Origin of the sequence: Xanthomonas nasturtii (assembly GCF_001660815.1) — a bacterium.
In the GTDB taxonomy this organism is placed as follows: Bacteria; Pseudomonadota; Gammaproteobacteria; order Xanthomonadales; family Xanthomonadaceae; genus Xanthomonas; species Xanthomonas nasturtii.
On record NZ_LYMI01000017.1, the window covers coordinates 17,550 to 33,982 of the forward strand.

7 protein-coding genes and 2 pseudogenes are annotated in these 16,433 nt (G+C 68.7%); 7 read left to right on the plus strand and 2 right to left on the minus strand.

Going from position 1 to position 16,433, the window contains the following annotated elements; all coding sequences use genetic code 11:
- Positions 1–42: 42 nt before the first annotated feature.
- From A7D16_RS08015 to A7D16_RS08040, 7 genes and pseudogenes are all read left to right on the plus strand, one after another.
- Positions 43–4,881: a putative Ig domain-containing protein gene (locus A7D16_RS08015; protein ID WP_457853255.1), complete on the plus strand. Its 4,839-nt coding sequence runs from the start codon at positions 43–45 to the stop codon at positions 4,879–4,881.
- 152 nt (positions 4,882–5,033) lie between these two features.
- Entirely contained in the window at positions 5,034–8,438 is a 3,405-nt protein-coding gene (recC, locus tag A7D16_RS08020; RefSeq protein WP_064631573.1) for an exodeoxyribonuclease V subunit gamma, read from the plus strand.
- On the plus strand, positions 8,435–12,376 hold the full coding sequence (gene recB, locus A7D16_RS08025) for an exodeoxyribonuclease V subunit beta (protein WP_064631506.1): 3,942 nt from the start codon (positions 8,435–8,437) through the stop codon (positions 12,374–12,376). The genes recC and recB overlap by 4 nt, the downstream gene beginning before the upstream one ends.
- A 178-nt stretch (positions 12,377–12,554) precedes the next feature.
- Positions 12,555–14,411: pseudogene (locus A7D16_RS08030) on the plus strand (AAA family ATPase); the annotation flags it as partial.
- Positions 14,412–14,648: 237 nt separating this feature from the next.
- Positions 14,649–14,945, plus strand: a pseudogene (locus A7D16_RS24445) (ATP-binding domain-containing protein); the annotation flags it as partial.
- A gap of 139 nt (positions 14,946–15,084) precedes the next feature.
- A complete protein-coding gene (locus A7D16_RS08035) occupies positions 15,085–15,366 on the plus strand; it encodes a type II toxin-antitoxin system RelE/ParE family toxin (protein ID WP_064631511.1) in 282 nt (93 codons plus the stop codon).
- A gap of 17 nt (positions 15,367–15,383) precedes the next feature.
- The gene (locus A7D16_RS08040; RefSeq protein WP_064507888.1) at positions 15,384–15,674 is read left to right on the plus strand and encodes a HigA family addiction module antitoxin; all 291 of its coding nucleotides are present in this window, start codon (positions 15,384–15,386) and stop codon (positions 15,672–15,674) included.
- A 35-nt stretch (positions 15,675–15,709) separates the two neighbouring features.
- Here the strand turns inward: A7D16_RS08040 and A7D16_RS08045 are convergent, their stop codons facing one another.
- On the minus strand, positions 15,710–16,015 hold the full coding sequence (locus A7D16_RS08045) for a type II toxin-antitoxin system RelE/ParE family toxin (protein WP_064631513.1): 306 nt from the start codon (positions 16,013–16,015) through the stop codon (positions 15,710–15,712).
- On the minus strand, positions 16,015–16,269 hold the full coding sequence (locus A7D16_RS08050) for an antitoxin (protein WP_047696333.1): 255 nt from the start codon (positions 16,267–16,269) through the stop codon (positions 16,015–16,017). The genes A7D16_RS08045 and A7D16_RS08050 overlap by 1 nt, the downstream gene beginning before the upstream one ends.
- Positions 16,270–16,433 lie beyond the last annotated feature (164 nt).

The window sequence follows — 16,433 nt, forward strand, 5'->3', positions numbered from 1 at the left end:
ACGTTCGACGTCAGCAACTGCGATGGCCCCTCCAACATCGGCATGGGCGATGACCCCAGAAATCCGCTGACCCCCTTCGGCAACGGCGGAGGCAACGGCAGCACGCCCAACGGGACCATCTCACTCAGTGAGCTCAGCGGACCTGGTACGCAGACCGTTACCTACACGCATGGAAACAATAGCGCCACGTCCGACGCGTTCTACCTGCGCGACGAGGAAGAAAATGTCCTTACCTTCAACATCACCATTGTGCCGTCGCGGTCTGCCAGCATCGCGGTCTCGCCGGCCAGCGCCAACGAAGACAGCGGCACTGCGTTCGTCTACACGGTGACGCTGAGTCAGACCAACAGCGTGCCCACCACGGTGAACCTGGCCGGCAGTGGGACCGCCGACAGCGCCAGCGACTATTCCGGCGCGCGCAGCAACATCGTGATTCCGGCCAACGCCAGCTCGGCCAGCTTCACCATCACGCCGACCCCCGACGCGATGGTGGAAGCGAATGAGACGATCGTCTACACCGTCGGTACTGGCACCGGCTATGCCCCCGGCAGCCCGGTCAGCGCCAGTGCCATCATCGTCAACGACGATACGCTGCCGGCGCTGTCGATCAACGACGTATCCGTGAACGAAGGCAATGCCGGCACCACCAATACCACCTTCACTGTCTCGCTGAGCCAGCCGGCCGGCACTGGCGGCGTCAGCTTCGATATCGCCACGGCTGACGGCACTGCCACCGCGGGCGTGGACTATGTCGCTGCCAGCCTGAGCGGGCAGAGCATTCCCGCCGGCAGCAGCAGCGCCACCTTCACCGTGCTGGTCAACGGCGACACGCTCAACGAACCCAACGAAACCTTCTTCGTCAACGTCAGCAACGTCAGTGGCGCCAGCGTCGGCGACGGCCAGGGCCTGGGCACCATCGTCAACGACGATGCGGCACCGTCGCTGTCGATCGACGATATCAGCGTGAACGAAGGCAACAGTGGCACCACCACGGCCACCTTCACGGTGAGCCTGAGCGCGGCCAATGGCCAGACCGTTACGGTCAATTACGCCACCGCCGACGGTACCGCCAACGCGGGCAGCGACTATAGCGCCCGCTCGGGCACGCTGACCTTTGCGCCAGGCACCACCGCGCAGGGCGTGGCGGTTACCGTCAACGGCGACACCGCGGTCGAACCCAACGAGACCTTCAGCGTCGGTCTGTCTGGCGCCAGCAACGCAAGCATCGCGCGCGCCACCGGCACCGGCACCATCCTCAACGACGATGTGGTGGTGACGGTCGGCCCGGCATCGCTGCCGGGGGCCACTGCAGGCAGCGCCTACAGCCAGAACCTCACCGCCAGTGGCGGCACCGCGCCCTACACGTTCGCGCTCAGCGCCGGTACCTTGCCGGCCGGGCTGACCCTGAGCGGCACCGGCGTGCTGTCCGGTACTCCCACTGCCAGCGGTAGCTTCAACTTCACCGTGACCGCCACCGATAGCGGCGGCAGCCCCACCAGCGGCAGCCGCGCCTATACGCTGACCGTGGCCGGCGCGATGGTGATCTTGCCGGCGACCAGCTTGCCGGCCGGCACGGCAGGCCAGGCCTATGCGAGTGCGCTCAATCCGGCCACGGGCGGTATTGCGCCCTACACCTACGCCGTTACCGCCGGTAGCTTGCCGGCGGGCATCACGCTCAATGGCAGCAGCGGGGCCCTGACCGGGACTCCCAGCACCGTGGGCACCTTCGCCTTCACCGTGACCGCCACCGACAGCACCTCGAATACGCCCTCGCAAGGCACCCGTAGCTATGCCTTGAATATTGCCGCGCCGTCGATCGTGGTGGCGCCGTCCACACTGCCGAGCGCCACGCGTGGTACGGCCTACAGCCAGCTGCTGAGCGCCAGTGGCGGCACTGCGCCGTACACCTACACGCTCGCTAGCGGCACGCTGCCGGCCGGTATCACCCTGGCCAGCAACGGCACGTTGTCCGGCACCGCGACGGTGGAAGGCAGCTTCAACTTCACCGTCACCGCGACCGATGCGGGCAGTTTCACCGGCAATCAGGTCTACAGCCTGACCGTGGCCGGCCCGAACCTGGTGTTGCCGGCGAGCACCTTGCCGGCAGGTACCGCCGGGCAGGCGTACTCCGCGGCAATCACGCCCGCCACCGGCGGCACCGCGCCCTACAGCTACGCACTGACCGGCGGCGTCCTGCCGACGGGTGTGGTCGTGGACGTGGCGACTGGCACCCTCAGCGGCACCCCGACCGTGGCAGGCACGTTCAACTTCACCCTGACCGTGTCCGACAGCACGCCCAGCCCGGCGGCGCAGGCCAGCCGCAGCTATGCGCTGACCATCGCGGCACCTGTCATCGTGGTTGCGCCTACCGCGCTGCCGGCTGCCACCCGCGGCACGGCGTATAGCCAGGCCTTGAGCGCCAGCGGCGGCACCGCGCCATATACGTATGCAGTCAGCGCGGGCACCCTGCCGGCCGGGCTTACGTTGGCCAGTAACGGCACGCTGTCCGGCACCGCGACGGTGGAAGGCAGCTTCAACTTCACCGTCACCGCGACCGATGCGGGCAGTTTCACCGGCAATCAGGCCTACAGCCTGACCGTGGCCGGCCCGAACCTGGTCTTGCCGGCGAGCACCTTGCCGGCAGGCACCGCCGGGCAGGCGTACTCCGCGGCAATCACGCCCGCCACCGGCGGCACCGCGCCCTACAGCTATGCACTGACAGCGGGCGCGTTGCCCAATGGGGTTGTCCTCGACACTGCGACCGGCGGGCTGAGCGGTACGCCGACCTTGTCGGGCACGTTCAACTTCACCCTGACCGCAACCGACAGCACGCCCAGCCCGGCGGCACAGGCCAGCCAGAGCTATGCGGTCACCATTGCCGCGGCAACGCTGGTGCTGGCGCAGCCGACCCTGCCACCGGCGGTGCGCGGCAGCGCGTACGACCAGGTGCTCACCGCCAGCGGTGGCATTGCGCCGTACCGCTACAGCGTCGCCAGCGGCACCTTGCCGGCCGGCCTGAGCCTGGCCAGCGACGGCACGCTGTCGGGAACGCCAACGACGCAGGGCAGCTCGTCCTTCACCATCGCAGTGGCCGACGCCGGCAATGCCAGCGCCACCCAGGCCTACACCTTCACGGTGAGCGATGCGGCGCCGGTGGCGGTGGCGGATGTGGCAGCCACCATGACCGACACCGCGGTCACCGCGGCGGTTACCGCCAACGACACCGGCAACATCACGGCGATTGCGGTTGCCACCGCGCCGACCAACGGCACCGCCGTGGTCAACGGCCTGGAACTGGTCTACACGCCGAACGCAGGCTTCGTCGGCAGCGATGTGCTGAGCTATACCGCCACCGGTGCGGGCGGCAGCTCGGCGGCGGCCACGTTGACCATCACGGTGAACGCGCGGCCGGTGGCGGTGTCGGTCACCGCTGCCGCAGTGCCGGGCGAAGCGCAGCAGGTGGACATCACCCGCAACGCGACCGGTGGGCCGTTCGTGGCCGCTGCGGTGGTCGCGGTGCTGCCGGCCTCGGCCGGTACCGCCACCATCACCCGGGTTGGCGGTACCGCCACCGCAGCGGCGGCGCGTGCCTCCGGCCCATCGCCGGCCGCGGCTGCAATGGCCGAAACGCCCACCTTCATGCTGACCTTTACCCCCAACCCGGCGTTCGTCGGCCAGGCCACGGTGCAGTTCACCTTGTCCAACGCCTTTGCGACCTCGGTGCCGGCCAATGTGGTGTTCAACATCGCGCCGCGCCGCGACCCGAGCCAGGATGCGGAAGTGCGTGGCCTGATCGATGCGCAGTCCGAGTCCACGCGGCGGTTTGCGCGTGCGCAGATCGACAACTTCCAGCGCCGTCTGGAGGCCACCCATCGCGGTGGCGGCAGCTTCACCAACGCGGTGAGCTTCCAGCCGACTTCGCATTGCCGCCAGGCCGAGCGCGGCATCACTGCGCAGCCGTGCAGCCCGGACACCCAGGATGCCGACAACGACTTCCGCGATGCGCCGGCAGCGGCGGCGGGCAACAGCGAGGGTGTGCAGGGCCAGGGTGACCTGGGTCTGTGGATCGGCGGTGCGATCCGCTCGGGCAGCTTGAACCGGCAGACCAACAGCAACGGCGTGGATTTCCAGACCGACGGCCTAAGCGTCGGCGCCGACTACCGGGTTGCGCAGTCGCTGGCGATCGGTGCGGGCCTGGGCTGGGGCCGCGACGACAGCGATGTGGGCACGCGCGGCAGCCGCAGCAAGGGCACCGCGTACACCATGGCGCTGTACGCCAGCTTCCACCCGGGCAAGGCGTTCTTCTTCGACACCCTGGTGGGTTACCAGATGTTGTCCTACGACCTGCGCCGCTTCGTCACCGACGACAGCTCGCTGGCCGAAGGCAACCGCGACGGCAAGCAGTGGATCGCCTCGGTGTCCACCGGCGCCGACCTGCAACGTGGCGATCTGCAGATCACCCCGTATGCGCGCGTGGATGTGGCACGTGCCACGCTGGATGGCTATGCAGAAGACGGCGTGGCGCCGTTCGCACTGCGCTATGCCGACATGGATGTGGCCACCACCACCGGCAATCTCGGTCTGCGTCTGGAATGGCGCCGCGAAGTCGCCTGGGGACGGCTGACCCCGCAGTTGCGCGTGGAGTATCAGCGCGACTTCCAGGGTCGTGGCGATGCCACGCTGAGCTATGCCGATCTCAGCGGCGGCCCGTTCTACCGCACGGCGCAAAGTGCGTTCGACCGCAACCGGTTGATGGTGGGGATCGGCGCGGCGTTGCTGACCGAGCAAGGGCTGTCGACGCGTCTGGAATACCGCGGCATCACCGATGGCGACAGCAACAACGATCAGACCTGGATGCTCAATCTGGAAAAGAAATACTGATCGCGTCGCGCGTTACGCACTAAACAACGCGATGGGCCGGGCGGAAACGCTCGGCCCATCGCGTTTGCGTGCCGCATCGATCGCCATCGTGCGGTCGTCGGCGCATGCGCAAACAACGCTGTCCGCCGGCATCCGGCACAATGCACGCACGCATGCACGCCACTTCCGCGCCCGATTTCCGTCTTTATCCATCCAACGCGCTGGATACCCTGGCTGCCCTGCTGGCACAGGAGCTGCGCCGGCCGGTGCCGGAGCAGCCGTTGTTGCAGCCGGAGGTGGTGCTGATTCCGCAGGTGGCGATGCGGCGCTGGTTGCAGTCCACGCTGGCGGCCGAGCACGGTGTTGCGGCGAATCTGGAATTTCTCACCCCCGGCGAATTCGTCGCGCGTGCGCTGGAGTGCAACCTCGGCCCGGCCGACGACGATCTGGACATGGCCACCACGCAGTGGCGGTTGTACGCCGCGTTGCAGGCCGACCTGGGCAGCGATGCAGCGTTGGCGCCGCTGGCCGGGTATCTGTCCGATGGCGATGCGCTCAAGCCCTGGGCGCTGGCCGGCGAATTGGGCAATGTGTTCGAGAAGTACCAGGCCTGGCGACGCGACTGGCTGCTGCGCTGGGAAGGCGGCGCCGACCCCGACGATCCGCAGGCGCGGCTGTGGCGCAGCATCGCTGCCGGCCGGCAATACCGTGCGCGTCGCATCGGCCAGTATCTGGATCGCTACGCGCGCGTCGACGGTCCGCTGCCGCAGGGCTTGCCCAGGCGCCTGTTCGCCTTCGCCATCTTGAATATCTCGCCCGACGTGCTGCGCGTGCTGGCCACGCAGGCACGCGTGGGCACGCTGCATTTCTATCTGCCCACGCCCACGCAAGGCTACTGGGGCGATTTGCAAACCCTGTGGCAGCGCCGGCGCGAAGACGGCGCGGTGCAGCTGTTCGCCGAACAGGTGCAGGAAAACCCGCTGCTGCAGGCCTGGGGCGCGGCCGGGCGCGACTTCATGGCCTTGGTGGGCGACTACGAGGTGGTGCACCCGCTGGCCGAGATCGCAGCGTATGCCGACCCGCTGGACTCCGGCCGCTGCGCGCTGGCCGATGACGGCCTGGGCGACAGCCTGTTGCGGCGCATGCAGAGCGATCTGTTCCATCGCCGCGCGCCACGCGTACCGGCCGCGTTGCCGGCGGTGAATCTGCACGACCCCAGCCTGCAGGTACATGCCTGCCACACGCGGCTGCGTGAGTTGCAGGTGCTGCACGACCAGCTGCGTGCCTTGCTCGACGATGCGCGCTTCGACCCGCCCTTGCAGCCGCGCGAAATCGCGGTGCTGTCGCCGAACATCGACCCGTATGTGCCGTATCTGGACGCGGTGTTCGGCAGCCACGGCAACGACGACGCGTTGCCGTATGCATTGGCCGATGCCAGCCCGCTGGCAAGCGAGCCGCTGGCCGAGGTTTTTCTGAGCTTGCTCGGCTTGCCGATCGCACGCTTCGGCCTGCACGAAATTCTCGACCTGCTGGCCAGCGCGCCGATCGCCGAGGCGGCCGGCCTGGACGAAGCCGGGCTGGAACGCCTGCGCGGCTGGCTGCACGCGGCCGGCGCGCGCTGGGGCCTGGATGCCGCGCATCGGCGTCAACTGCAGGCCCCGAGCGACGACGCCTACACCTGGCGCTTCGCGCTGGACCGGCTGCTGCTGGGTCACGCCAGCGGTGCCGACGACGAGATCGAGGGCGTGGCGCCGTGGCCGCAGCTGGAAGGCAGCGCGCTGGCCGCACTGGACACCTTGTTGAAGCTGTTGCGCGTGCTCGAACGCCATCAATCGTTGCTGGCCGAAGCGATGACGCCGGTCGAATGGCGCGAGCGTCTGCTTGGCCTGCTGGAGGCGCTGATGCCAAAAGCGCCTACCGCACCGCGTGCACAGCGCGCGCTGGACCGCCTGCGCAGCTTGATCGACCAGTTCGCCCGCGATGCCGTGCGCGCCGAGTACGCAGGCAAGGTGCCGGCCGAGGTGGTGCGTGCGCATTTCGCTGCGGTGCTGGGCGAATCGGACACGCGCGCGCCATTGCTCACCGGCGGCATCAGTTTTGGCCGCATGGTGCCGATGCGCTTGCTGCCGTTCCGGGTGATCTGCCTGCTCGGCATGAACGACGGCGACTTCCCGCGCCGCGACCCGGCCGCCGGGCTCAATCGGCTCACCGCCGAGTTGGGCACCGAGCGCCGCCGCCACGGCGATCGTTCAACGCGCGAGGACGACCGGTTCTTGTTTTTGCAGTTGTTCGCCTCTGCGCAGGAGGTGTTCTACCTGAGCTATCTCGGCGCCGATGCGCGCGATGGCAGCGCGCGCGAACCCTCGGTGCTGGTGAGCGAACTGCTGGGCAGCGCAGCGCAGTACCACGCCGACCCAGCGGCGCTGGACACGCTGGTGGTGCATCACCCGTTGCAGCCCTTCGCCGCTGCCGCATTCGGTGCGCTGGGCGAAGACGGCGCCGACCCGCGCCGTTTCAGTTACCGCCGGCAATGGCGGCCGGCGGTGGACAGTCTGGTCGGGCAACGTCAGCCGCTTGCGCCATGGGTGGCCGCTGCATTGCCGGCCGACGACCGTGCAGTGCCGAGCAGCGTGTCCATCGACGACCTGCGCCGCCTGTTTGCCGACCCGGCCGGGCAGTTCCTGCGCCATCGCTTGGGCATGCGTTTGCCCGATCCTGCCAGCGAAGACAGCGATCTGGAGCCGTTGCTCGCACCGACGCGCGGGCTGGATCAATACGGCCTGCAGCAGCATGTATTGGACGCCGCACTGGCCGGCGACACCGAGCGGCTGTACGAGCGTCTGCGCGCACGCGCGCTGCTGCCGTCCGGCCCGCTGGGGCGGCGCCAACTCGATGAGCGGGTGGCGCAACTGCGCCCGTATGCGCAGGCATTCCGGCAATGGCGTGGCGAAGCGCCGGCGCAGTCGCGCCGGCTGCAGGTGCAGATCGGCGCGACGGAAGTGCATGGCCGCGTGCCTGGTTGGTATGCAAGCGGCGTAGGGCGGGTGCAGGTCGGCGCGCTCAGCGGCCGCAGCGCGATCCGCCACGGCCTGGAATGGCTGCTGCTGCGCGCCGCCGGCGAGCAGGCGCCGTATGTGCGCTTCTTCGAACACGACGACGGCCTCGGCCCGCATCCCATCGACCCCGAACCGCTGCCGCAGACGCAGGCGCACAGCGCGCTGGCCGAACTGCTGCAGGTCTATCGCCATGGGTTGCAGACGCCGTTGGCGTTCGCGCCGTACAGCAGCTGGAAATACCACCAGGCCGTACGCAGCGGTAATCTGGACAAGGCGATCAAGGACGCCGCCGGGCAGTGGCAATCCAGCTTCGGCTGGAGCGAATCGCAGAGCCCGGAACTGCGCCTGGTCAACCGCGGCCGCGACCCGTTTGCCGATGCGCAGCGTTTCGCCGACTTCGCCACCACCAGCCATCGCGTGTACGACCTGCTCGAACGCGGCAGCACCGACACCACGCTGGATCCGCAGCGCCTGATCGACAGCTGGCGCCACTGGCAGGGCGCGCAGGACGACGCCGAATGAGCAGCGCTCCCGCAACCGACCCGTACCTGCAGTTGCCATTGCACGGCGTGCGCCTGATCGAAGCCAGCGCCGGCACCGGCAAGACCTTCACCCTGGCCACGCTGTTCACCCGGCTGGTGGTCGAGCGCGGCCTGCGTATCGGCCAGATCCTCGCCGTGACGTTCACCGAGGCCGCCACCCAGGAACTGCGCCGCCGCATCCGCGAGCGCCTGGTGCTGGCCGCAACGCTGGTGCCCGATGCCACCCAAGCAGCGGGCCAGGGCGCGACCGAACCATCTACAACGCTGGTGGCCCATGACGCATCGGCTTTTGTAGGAGCGGCCTTGGCCGCGACCGACGTCGCCAACGACCCGTCGCGGCCAAGCCCGCTCCTGCACGAAGCGCCCGACGCCCTGCTCACCCGCGTCATTCTCGAAGCGCACCTGGCCACCGGCACCGAAACCCCCGCCGCCTTGCGCCGCCGCCTGCAACAGGCCGTCGAAGAAATCGACCTGGCCGCCGTGTTCACCATCCACGGCTTCTGCGCGCGCGTGCTGCGCGAACACGCGCTGGAAAGCGGCCAGGCCTTCGCCGCACCGGAACTGCTCGCCAACGACCGCGAATTGCTGGGCGAAGTCGCGGCCGATCTGTGGCGCCAACGCGCCGCCGATGCGGTGATGGCCGAAGACCTGATCGCGCTGTGGTCGGGTGGCCCGGAGGCATTGGCCAGCGATCTGCGCGCGCTGGTGCGTCATTCGCAGTTGCTGCCGGCGGTGGCCACGAGCACCGACGATGCGGCGGCATTGCTGCAGGCCGTGCAAGACGCCAGCAGCGCATTGGCTGCCGCCTTCCAGGTGCACGGCACCGCGTTTTTCGACACCATCATGGCCGCCATCGATGGCGGCATCCTGAGCAAGGTCAGCTACAAACCTGAGTGGTTGGCCTCGCTGTGGCATTGGTTCGAGAGCTTCGCGACTGCGCCCTCGTTCAACACCGTGCCGCATCCGAAGTTGCTCAAGTTGACCGCTGTGGAATTGGCCACAGGCACCAACAAGAAGTTCGTCGACCGCACGCCGGCCTCGCCGATGAGCCACGAAATCGATGGCTATCTCACCGCGCTGGACGCTGTCGAAGCATGGCGCAGCCGTCGCCGCATCCGCCTGCTGCACGCGCTGCGCGACGATGCCATCGCACGGCTGGCACTGCTCAAGCGCCAGCGCCGCGTGCAGACCTACGACGACCTGGTCGATGGTGTGGCGCATGCGCTGCAGGGCCCGCAAGCCGATGCCTTGGTGCAGCGCCTGCGCGCGCAATACGCCATCGCGCTGGTGGACGAGTTCCAGGACACCGACGACCGCCAGTGGGCGATCTTTTCCAACGTGTTCGGCGAAGGCCCGCTCGCGCGCGCCGCCGGCCTGGAGCCGGCACTGTTTCTGATCGGCGACCCCAAGCAGGCCATCTACGGCTTCCGCGGCGGCGATGTGCGCACCTATCTGGCTGCCGCAGTCACTGCCGAACTGGCCCCACCGCTGAGCCACAATTTCCGCTCGCGCCCCGGCGTGCTGGCGGCCATCGATGCGCTGTACGCACAGGCCGGCTACACCGACGCCTTCCTCACCGACGGCATCGCCTTCCACCCGGTGCAGGCCGGCACCAAACGCCTGGACACCGACCTGCAATGCAACGGCGTCACCGCGCCGGCACTCACGCTGTGGCGCGCGCCCGAGCCACCGCCGGTAATGAAGGGCAAGCCCAAACCCTGGAGCGCCGGCCACGCCCGCGAGCTGGCCACCGCCGCCTGCGTTGCAGCCATCCGCAGCTGGCTGGCCGGTGGTCGCGACGGCAGCGCCACCATCAACGGCCGCCCGGTGCAGGCCGGCGACATCGCCGTGCTGGTGCGCAGCCATGGCGAGGCCACCCGCATCCAGCAGGCGCTGGGTGCAGTGGGCATCCCCGCCGTGGCCGCCGGCAAGCAAAGCCTGTTCGCCACCGACGAAGCGCTGGAACTGCTCGCCCTGCTGCAGGCCTTGCTCGACCCGGGCGACGACAGCCGCCTGCGCGCCGCCCTGGCCACCGTGTTGATCGGCGAAGACGCCGCCGCCATCGCTGCGCTCGCACACGACGGCGAGCGTCACCGCCGCTGGCAGCAGCACGCACTGGACTGGCGCGAGCGTTGGCAACGCGGCGGCCCGCTGGCCTTGATCGGCGAGCTGGGCGCCGCGCACGGGCAACGCCTGCTGGCCCTGGTCGATGGCGAACGCCGCCTCACCAACTATTTGCAACTGGCCGAACTGCTGCAGGAAGCCGACGCCCGCGCGCTCGGCCCGCATGGCCTGGTGGACTGGCTGTCGCGCCGCATCGCCAATGCCGACGACAACGACGAAGCCCAGCAGCTGCGGCTGGAATCGGACGCGCGCCGCGTGCAGATCGTCACCCTGCACAAGAGCAAGGGCCTGGAATATCCGCTGGTATTTTTGCCGTACATCGGCATCGGCCGCAGCGACAAGGGCGCCGGCCGCCACTGCGTGGTGCATGCGCCGGACGCTGGCCGGCAATTGCAATGGAACGTGTCCAAATGGAGCCGTGATAAGGACGAGCCGACCTGGAGCGCTGCCGAGACCGCCTGGAAGCAGGAACAACGCGCCGAAGACGCGCGCCTGCTCTACGTTGGCCTGACCCGCGCCGAGCACGCGCTGTGGATCGCCAGCGGCCCGTTCCACCAGCACGAGCGCACTGCGCTGGCCGGCATGCTGCGCGCGCTGGATGTGTTGCAGGGCGCGGCCGGCGAGGGCGCAGTGGTGGTCGACACCAGCACGCCGCCGGCCCACCTGCCACGCCTGCCGCCGCCGGACGAGGCGCAAGTGCCGCCCGCGCGCAGCCCGCAACGCCACATCGCGCCGGAGTGGTGGGTTTACAGCTTCACCCAGCTGGCCAACGCCGATGCCGGCGCCGCCAGCGACCCGATGGCCAGCGCCACCGTGGTCGGCAGTGGCGGTAGCGACGAACCGTCCGGCAGCGAAGCAATTGCGGTGGCTGCCGAGGCCGAACCCTTCGATCCACGGTTCGCCGGCAACCGCTTCGGCGTGGTGATGCACGACGTGTTCGAGCGCTGCGATTTTGCTGCCTGGCAGGCGTGGTGGCCCGGCCAACCCGCGCCCGACGGCCAGGCGGCGCCCATCGTCGAGGCCCTGCAACGCGGCGGCTATGCCCAGGACGAACTCGACGACGGCCTGAGCATGCTCACCGCGCTGATCGGCCACACCCTCACTGTCGCGTTGCCCGAAGGCACCCGCCTGGCCGACGTGCCCGCGCCGCAGCGTCGCAATGAAATGGAATTCCACTTCGCCATGCGGCCCACCCGCGTGGATGCGCTGCTGGCCTTGCTGCACCGGTTTGGCGTGGTCGGCGACCGCAAGGCCTTCGGCATGCGCCAGCGGCTGGAAGGCCTGATGACCGGCCTGATCGACCTCACCTACACCGTGGACGGCCGCTGGTACGTGCTGGACTACAAATCCAACCGCCTGCCCAGCTACGACGCCGACGCCCTGGTCCGCGCCATGGCGCACAGCGAGTACGCGCTGCAGGCGCTGATCTACACCGTGGCGCTGCACCGCTGGCTGCGCTTCCGCCTGGGCGATGCCGCCGAGGGCGGTGGCTACGACTACACCCGCGACTTCGGCGGCGTGCGCTATCTGTTCTGCCGCGGCCTGGACGCGGCCACCTCCACCGACCCCGGCACCCCGGCCCCCGGCATCCACGCCTGGCGCTTCGACCCCGCCCTGGTGGAAGCCCTGGACGCCTTGTTCGCCGGCAACGCCCCGGAGCCGATGTCCAGCAGCGCACCAACGCAACTGGTCCCCGATGGCTCAAAGCCCCTCCCCCCCCGGGACCTCGGTCCCCTTCAAGGAGAGAGGGGTTGGGGTGAGGGTACGTCCGCCACAGAAGCGCCCGACCCATGACCCAACAAACCCCACCGGCAATCAGCGCCGTGCACAAAGCGCTCCTCCCTCCGGGCAAGCAGACACCGCGCGCACCCCATGCCGCGCCTGCCTGGCCATGCCAACGCCACTTCGCACGCATCGAGCTGCGGCACAAGCGCCCGGAGAAAGGCACGTCCGCCATGGCAGGCACCACCCCATGAACCAGCCGAACCCGTTCAGCGCGCTGATCAAAGCCGAAGCGTTACGCACCCTGGACCTGGCCTTCGCCCAAAGCCTGCAACGCCTGGCCCCGGACACCGACCCACAGGTCCTGGCCGGTGCCGCGCTCGCGTCGCTTGCCGTCACCAGCGGCCACGCCGGGCTGGACCCGGCCCGCGCCGCCATGCTGCTGGACCAGCGCGACGGCCCACTGCCGGCCCTTCCGGACCCCACCGACTGGCAACGCACCCTGGCTGCCTCGCGCTGGGTCGACCAACCGGCCCCGGAAGACCCCGCCGCCGCCGACTGCCCGCTGGTCCTCGAACACGGCCTGCTCTACCTGCGCCGCTACCGCGAGTACGAACGCCGCCTGGCGCTGGGCCTGCAACGCATCGCCGCCCAGCCCATGCCGGCCTTCGACCCCGCCGCCCTGGCCCCACTGTTCGCCCAACTATTCCCGAACGCGACCCCAACCCCTCACCCCCCGGGAGAGGGTGCCCGAAGGGCGGGTGAGGGTACGGGCCTGCCCGAGCCATCCCACTCCCCAGACCGCCAAGCCCAGGCCGCAGCCCTGGCCCTGCGCCGCACCCTGCTGCTGGTCACCGGCGGCCCCGGCACCGGCAAAACCACCACCATCGCCCGCCTGCTACTGCTGCGCATCGCCCAGGCCCAGGCCGCCGGCCACCCGGCCCCGCGCATCGCGCTGGCCGCGCCCACCGGCCGCGCCGCCGAGCGCATGGCCGAAAGCCTGCGTCTGGCTGTCGCCCGCGCCATCGCCGATGGTGTCCAGTTGCCTGCGCCAACCGCAGACACCACGCTGCCGACGCGCACAGACCTCGACACCTCCGCGCGCTGGTCCGCTGCGGCGTCATCCCTTGTCCCGTCCACCGAAGCAGAGCTCCATCTGCAAAAGGAAGCTGCCGATCCAAATGGCGGGACCCACGCGCAACACACCGCGCCACCGTCGCAGGCCGCCGCCGCCGAGCGCGAGCCGCCGCCCTGGGAATCGCTCCTCCCCAGCGGCGCCAGCACCCTGCATCGCCTGCTCGGCGTCATCCCGGATTCCCCGCACTTCCGCCATCACGCCGACAACCCGCTGCCGTTGGACCTGATCGTCGTCGACGAAGCCTCCATGGTCGACCTGCCGCTGATGTGCAAGCTGGTCGACGCCGTCGCCGACGGCACCCAGCTGATCCTGCTCGGCGACGCCGACCAGCTGCCTTCGGTGGAAGCCGGCGACGTGCTCGCCGCCATCCTGCAAGCGGCCGGCCCCGGCGATGCCCTGCAGCCCGACGACGCCCAGGCGCTACAACCGCTGCTCGGCAGCGCGCCCGCTGGCGGCCCACCCGCCGGCACCGCAGCCAATACCCATACCGGCGGCCTGGCCGGCCACCGCGTACACCTGTTGCGCGGCTACCGGCAGGCCGACGACTTCGCACTGGCCCCCCTGGCCGACGCCATCCGCGCCGGCGACGCCGACACCGCCCTGGCCCTGCTACGCAGCGGTGAACTGGCCGGAGTGCACTTCCACGAAGACGGCGAAGACCCGCTCAGCGACGGCCGCGACGCACTGCTCGCCCACTGGCGCGCGCTGGCCGACGCCCAAGACCCCGCCGCGGCACTGCGCGCGGCCGGCCGCCTGCGCCTGCTCACTGCCGTACGCGCCGGCCCGCAAGGCGCGCGTGGCCTCAACGCCCGCATCGAACAACTGCTGGCCGACACCGGCTCCGGCGCCCGCCGCCTCGGTGCTGCCTCGCCCTGGTTCCAGGGCCGCCTGCTGCTGATTACCGAAAACAGCTACCGCCACGGCCTGTTCAACGGCGACGTCGGCATCTGCCTGCGAAGCGATGCGGGTTCTTTTTCTGGACGAAGCGACGCAAGTGCCTCCTCCGGGCCAAGCGACGCAAGCGCCTTTCCAACGCGCGGCAACGATGCACCGCCTTCAAGGCCGGGCCACGCTGGCAGCACCTCACCGCGCGATACCCCCGCCACAGACAACCTTGCCCAAGGCCCGTTGGTCGCCTGGTTCGAAGGCGACGGCGACGGCCAGGTGCGCGGCTTCCACCCCGCCGCATTGCCCGCGCACGAAAGCGCCTTCGCCATGACCGTGCACAAGGCGCAAGGCAGCGAATTCGACGACGTCTGGCTGCAACTGCCCACCCGCGACGCCCGCGTGCTCAGCCGCGAACTGCTCTACACCGGCATCACCCGCGCCCGCCGCGCCCTGCACCTGTCCGGCAGCGAAGCGGTCATCCGCGCCGCGCTGACAAGGCACGCCGCACGCATCTCGGGCCTGGCGTGGCGGTTAGGTGCACAGCAGCAGGCGGCACCCGCCACGCAAGCAACAGAACCATCTACTGCCTTACCCGTGCAGGGGTCGTTGTTCTGATTAACGGTGTTAAACGAAAGTTGAGTTACAGCAAGAGTCAGTCATCCGAAATTTTCGGATGACTGCTGCCTACGGAAACTGAGTGACCACCCATCCATGACGGCTTGCGTCATATGACGGGTCGCGTTATGGTTGCTGCATGATCAGGAGCTTTGTCGACAAGGAAGCCGAAAAGATCTGGCTGGGTGAGCGCTCCCGCCGGTTGCCGGCCGACATCCAGTCGATCGCGCGCCGCAAGTTGCGCATGCTCAACGCTGCCGCGCACCTCGATGATCTGCGCATTCCGCCTGCCAACCGGTTGGAAGCCTTGAAGGGCGAGCGGCGCGGGCAGTACAGCATCCGGATCAACGACCAGTGGCGCATCTGCTTCCGATGGATGGAGGGCGATGTTTCCGAGGTCGAAATTGTCGATTACCACTGAGCACGAGGCATCTGTCCATGACAGTCCTACCCAACATCCACCCTGGCGAAATCCTGCTTGAAGAGTTCCTCGAGCCGATGGGCATCAGCCAGAACGCACTGGCGCGCGCCACCGGCGTGCCGCCGCGCCGCATCAACGAGATCGTCCTGGGCAAGCGCGGCATCACCGCAGACACCGCCGTGCGCCTGGCTGCAGCACTGGGCACGACCGAGCGCTTCTGGCTGGGCCTGCAAGCCGATTACGAACTGGAACAAGCGCATCGCGCGCTGGGCGACCTGCCGTCACGGATCAAGCGGCTGGCCGCTTGAATTGAGAGCCACACCATCGCTACGTGGATCGTGAGCTATAACCTGCCGGCCAAACGCATCATCAGATCCATGCGCTCATGCAGGATCGCCACGATCAGCGATGGAGCGTGCTCACGCGACAGGCAGAAGATGTAATGGTGCATGCAATGCGACATCCGCAACGCAGGGTACAGCGTGCTCAGATCCTTGAAAGTGCATTCCCCTGCTGCGAGATGGGCAATGCCCTGTTCCGGGTCTGCGATGTATCGGCGAACCTGCGCCTGGCCCCAGCGTGCCGAGGTGTAGCGGATGATCCCCCGCAGATCGGCTTCGGCTGCGTCGGTGAGGACGTAGCCGTGCATCAACCGCGGCGGCCCTCGGCCAATTCCTCATCCAGAATGGTGTTGATGCTCTTGCTAGACACCTTGCCGGCTAGGCCTTCGGCGACGCGTTCCCCAAGCAGGGTTTTCAACTCCTGCCACGCCTGATCGGCGTTCACGTCGCCAGGGAACAGGCGTTCAAGCGCGTACTGCTTGATCGTCTTGCCCTGCAGAGCCGCCAGCGCCTTCAAACTCTGGTGCTGCTGGTCGCTCAGATCGATGGTCAAACGGCTCATGACAAGCTCCGAAATCCGCACAAACCCACATTAGCACAGCAACTTTGGTCGGCCCGTTGATCGGTCTATAGCAGCGTTGAGGGTACTGCCGCACGCCATGTCAGCAGCGATTGAGAAATCTGACGGGCCGAGTTCGCAAGCCAACGCTTAGCGCCTGGTGATCC

Bases quoted from the DNA above. Each gene is read 5' to 3' on its own strand.
- A7D16_RS08015 (WP_457853255.1), top strand. From the start codon at position 43: ATGGGCGATGACCCCAGAAATCCGCTGACCCCCTTCGGCAACGGCGGA.
- recC (WP_064631573.1), top strand. From the start codon at position 5,034: ATGCACGCCACTTCCGCGCCCGATTTCCGTCTTTATCCATCCAACGCG.
- recB (WP_064631506.1), top strand. From the start codon at position 8,435: ATGAGCAGCGCTCCCGCAACCGACCCGTACCTGCAGTTGCCATTGCAC.
- A7D16_RS08035 (WP_064631511.1), top strand. From the start codon at position 15,085: ATGATCAGGAGCTTTGTCGACAAGGAAGCCGAAAAGATCTGGCTGGGT.
- A7D16_RS08040 (WP_064507888.1), top strand. From the start codon at position 15,384: ATGACAGTCCTACCCAACATCCACCCTGGCGAAATCCTGCTTGAAGAG.
- A7D16_RS08045 (WP_064631513.1), bottom strand. From the start codon at position 16,015: ATGCACGGCTACGTCCTCACCGACGCAGCCGAAGCCGATCTGCGGGGG.
- A7D16_RS08050 (WP_047696333.1), bottom strand. From the start codon at position 16,269: ATGAGCCGTTTGACCATCGATCTGAGCGACCAGCAGCACCAGAGTTTG.